Origin of the sequence: Lactobacillus nasalidis (assembly GCF_016587775.1) — a bacterium.
Classification (GTDB): Bacteria; Bacillota; Bacilli; order Lactobacillales; family Lactobacillaceae; genus Lactobacillus; species Lactobacillus nasalidis.
In genome coordinates this window covers 1-247 of the sequence record NZ_BOCG01000297.1, presented here as the reverse complement: position 1 = coordinate 247, position 247 = coordinate 1, and the positions used below count along the sequence as shown (strand labels likewise).

The 247-nt window shown below is 42.9% G+C and carries 1 protein-coding gene; it reads right to left on the bottom strand.

Annotated elements, in window-relative coordinates:
• A partial coding sequence (locus lacNas_RS05315; protein ID WP_244661423.1) for a helix-turn-helix domain-containing protein occupies positions 1 to 247 on the bottom strand: 247 nt, incomplete at both ends.

The window sequence follows — 247 nt, the reverse complement described above, 5'->3', positions numbered from 1 at the left end:
TACGAACTCTTCGTTCACTCGGCGAAGGCTTTTCTTTAAGCAGTACTTTCTGTTCTTCAGTCAGCTTTTTCGGGTCGGAAGCCAAAGAAGATTTAAGCGCTTGTCTTGCCTTGTACATTTCGTTCCACAAGGCAAGGCCTTGATTCCAGCAATAGCGGCGATAGTCACAAGCTTCATCCAAAACTCTTCTCATAGTCTTGTTTGGATGTAGTTCATAGACTCTTGTCTGAATTAATTTAGACGGTAC